Source organism: Aquiflexum sp., from assembly GCF_977115555.1.
This window is the reverse complement of the sequence record NZ_CDSBKL010000362.1, coordinates 1-4,082: the sequence shown is the minus strand read 5'-3', so window position 1 is coordinate 4,082 and position 4,082 is coordinate 1. Positions and strand designations below refer to the sequence as shown.

The 4,082-nt window shown below is 40.6% G+C and carries 1 protein-coding gene and 1 pseudogene; both read left to right on the top strand.

All coding sequences use genetic code 11. The features are described 5' to 3' along the window. A pseudogene (locus ACZFYI_RS16665) lies at positions 1-784 on the top strand (carboxypeptidase-like regulatory domain-containing protein); the annotation flags it as partial. A gap of 255 nt (positions 785-1,039) precedes the next feature. Further along, positions 1,040-3,697, top strand: a complete 2,658-nt coding sequence (locus ACZFYI_RS16660) for a DUF5686 and carboxypeptidase regulatory-like domain-containing protein (protein WP_462525257.1) — start codon at positions 1,040-1,042, stop codon at positions 3,695-3,697. Positions 3,698-4,082 lie beyond the last annotated feature (385 nt).

Sequence of the window (4,082 nt, the reverse complement as noted above, 5' to 3'; positions counted from 1 at the left end):
ATCCCTTATTGAAACTTCAAGGCCTGAAGTTTTGGTGGATTTGCCCAAACTTCAGTTGGAAACCAGACCAAAATCCATAATTGGGCAACTTGATATTTTTGATGGAGATTACTTTGAATTGGAGGAGTTTGTTTTGGAGGATGAGAAAAAACAAACCTTGGAGGATAAAAATTATGGCTATGGACCTGGAGACAGGAGTATAGGACCTGAATTTTTGGAAAGATTTCCACAATATACTTTAGATGCTATTGTGTCCATGAACATGCCTGGCGGAGGAATGGGAAATTACAATTGGGGACTCAATGCCGGCGAACCACTTTTGATCATTGATGGAAACCGCTATTTCACCGATGCCGGTGAGACTACCAATGATGTGCTGAGGACTTTGATTGCTGCAGAGGTGGAATCTGTCGAAGTATTTACTTTTAATGCTCCCCAATTTGGCATGGCAGGATTTGCAGGAGTCATTATGGTCAAAACCAAAAAAGGAAGCAGGAACCAGGAAAATGCTGACAAAGTTTTCAACAGTGATGAGTTTGAGATTTTCAAAGTAAGAGGGTTTACACCTTCCAAAGAATTCCCTCTTCAAAAAAATGATTTAGAAATTCCCGAGTCCCGCCCGTCTCTCTATTGGAATCCTGAAGCCAAAACTAATTCTGAGCATGAGACTTTTACTTTTTCAGTCCATATTCCCAAGACTACCAAAAAAATGTTATTGAAAATCGAAGGAATCAGCACCGATGGGTTACCTTTTTACCGGGTATTCGAAATTCCGGTAAAATGAGCGATGGATTTTAGTATTCGCCATGAAAGATCGAAATCAAACCCTTTTTTGGCAGTCTTAGACTTATGTAATTGGAAATGATGGTTTGAAGGAAAAATACACAAGACTTCCCTACTTCCTACTTCCTACCTCTTTCCACTTTTTAATTATCCTTAAATACCTTTACTTATCGTTAATTTTTGTCAACAACCACAATAAAATTGGCTCGTTAAAACATTAGATATTACTTTTCCAACCACATCGACTACCACAACCATGATTCCTTTCATTAGATTTTTCAAAGTATCGTTTATTTGTTTTTCCTTATTTTTCTTCCTTTCTGAAGGAAATGCCCAGGGAATCCGAGGAAAGGTGACTTCCAAAAGCGGAGAGGTTCTTCCTTTTGCCTCGATCTATGTCCGTAATCTAGGCGATGGAGTCCCAACCAATCAAAATGGAGAATATGAATTTCGACTTAAAAAAGGGGTTTATGATGTCCTAGCCCAATATTTGGGATTTGCTTCTGAAGTCAAGACGGTCGTTGTCTTGGAAGATTGGGTGGAATTGAATTTTGAATTGGATGAGCAGGTGTATGCCTTGCAGGAAGTGACGGTCAAAACAAAGCAGGAAGATCCGGCATTGACGATCATGCGGAAAGCAATCTCAAAGGCCAAATTTCACAGACTTCAGGTGCAAGAATACAGCATGATGGTTTACCTGAAAGGTACAGGACAGTTGACAAATGTTCCATTTTTCATGAAAAAGGAAATGGAGAAGGAAGGAGTCAAGCTCAATGAGGCCTACACGACAGAGTCTGTTTCGCAGATTACCTTTAAGCAACCCAACACTGTCGAGGAAAAAGTAATCAGCATCCGCACCAACGGAGAAAACAATTCCACATCACCGGCGCCATACATTGCCACAAGCTTTTATAATGCAAAAATCAACGATGCAGTAACACCTCTTGCGCCTTCTGCCTTTGCTTACTACCAATTCAAATACGAAGGCTCTTTTGTAGAAAACGGTGTCATGATCAATAGAATCAAAGTGACTCCAAGATCTAGGGGAGAAAGGGTTTTTGAAGGATACATTTATATTATCGAGGATTTATGGGCGATCCATAGTCTGGACCTGACGACATCTTTGCTTGGGTTTTCGATTGGAGTCAAGCAGATTTACCAGCCCGTTGCGGAGAATGTCTGGATGCCCTCTACGCATACCTATACCTTTGGAGGGAAGTTTTTTGGCTTTGCGGGGGAATACAAATACCTGGCTTCCACCCGTGATTATCAGGTGACACTCAATCCGGATTTGATAGCTGAAACCGAAATCATTGATGAAAAAGTCACGGAAGTTCCCAAAGATGTGACCGCTTTCAACAAAAGTGTTTCCAGTCTGGAACAAATGGCACAGGCAGATAAGATGACAAGAAAAGATTTCAGGAAGCTTGTCAATGAATATGAAAAGGAAGAATTAAAACAAAGCAAAGAAGCGGAGGTAGTTTCCAACAGGAATTATACCATCGATTCTTTGGCTAAGAAAAGAGATTTGAGCTATTGGGACAGCATCCGTCCGGTGAAGTTGACTGAAAAAGAAATCCGTGGCTACCAAAGGGACGATAGCTTGGCAGTAGTCGAAGCCGCCAAAGTCAGTGAAGTAGACAGCGTTGCCAAAAAGGCTAGACGAGGATTCAAGCCGGGAGAAATTCTTACAGGCGGTTCCTATTCATTTGGAAAAGGAAAGTCAGCGGGATTCAGTAGCAACCTGACAAAAATCTCTTTCAATACAGTGGAAGGGTTCAAGTTTGGGCTTTCGGGCTTTTACAGGATTGAAAAAAGTACCAAAATGGCCGATTCAGTCACGATGCACCGGAGAACATGGACCATCAGACCTGAGTTTAGGTATGGGTTTTCCAGCCAACAACCCTATGGAACCCTTGATATCCGAAGATCAGTGAATAAGGGGAGGCCTGGTTATACTTTCGGTCTGACAGGTGGAAAATATATCTTTCAATTCAATGGGGAGAATCCCATTTCCGAGCAGGTCAACATGGCTTATTCTCTGCTTTTCAGGCAAAATTACATGAAGCTCTATGAGCAATCATTTCTGAAAGGATATTATAGCCACAGGTTTACAGATGCCATCACTTACCGCACCAATGTGACTTATGCATACAGAAGGGAATTGTTCAATAATTCGGATGTCAGTCTTTGGAACCGCGCTGAACGGGAATATACCCCAAATAGACCTGTCAATATCGAAGCAGATCCTGTGGCTTTTGAAAACCATCATGCATTGATCTGGACCAATAACATTGAATGGCGTCCGGGATTGAAATATTATGTCAGAAATGGCAGGAAAAATCCATTATACGAATCCGCCCCTTTGGTCAATTTCAGGTATACCAAAGCCATTCCAGGAGTATTCAATAATACTATGGCTTCCAAATTTGATTTTGTGGAGGCAAGAGTTGAGCATTTCTTCAATTTTGGGGTAAGCGGCAAACTCGATTTCAATGTCAGTGCCGGTGCCTTTCTGAATAATGATAGGGTGTATTTCATGGATTTCAAACACTTTGGCGGTAACAGAACTATCTTTGCCAACATGGGTGTCGCAGCCAATTACAGGTTTTTGGATTACTACCAATACAGCTCACAGACACAATTCGTGAGTGGGATTGTGCATTACCAATTCAGGAAATTTTTGTTGACCCAACTGCCGATGTTGCGGTTCTCTGGAGTTAGGGAAAACATATTTTTCAATTACCTCAAAACCCAAAACTCCCCACATTATTGGGAATTGGGGTATTCATTGGATAACCTCTTCAGGATCTTCAGGGTAGAAATGGGTGCCGGCTTCGAAAACAGCAATTACCAAAGGGGAGGATTCCGGTTTGGCATCGCCAGCTTTATCAATGTGAATTTTGAGGATTAATTTCTCCTTGGTAAGAAGCAAAATTTTCTAGAATTTGATATTTGGATATTGTGATATTTAGATATTGTTTTAGAATCCATTGCTTGTGGGAGGATGATCAATTTCAAAAAATGGTATTAATATTTTGGAATTTCCCTCCCTTTGGTAGTAGTCGTCTATGGTCCTTGGACTGTCGACCACATTAACCCTTTAAACAAATAACCAATAACCAGAATACCCTTTCTACCCACCCTTGAAACTTTGCAACCTTCCAGTTTTTTAACCAATTAATCAAATAACCCATTAACCATACTCAAATTTTGATTTTACCTTAAAGCCCTCTATATTGGTGGCTGTAAGGTTTAATATCAATAAAGATGAATAACCTTTGGTTATTTCACTTTCA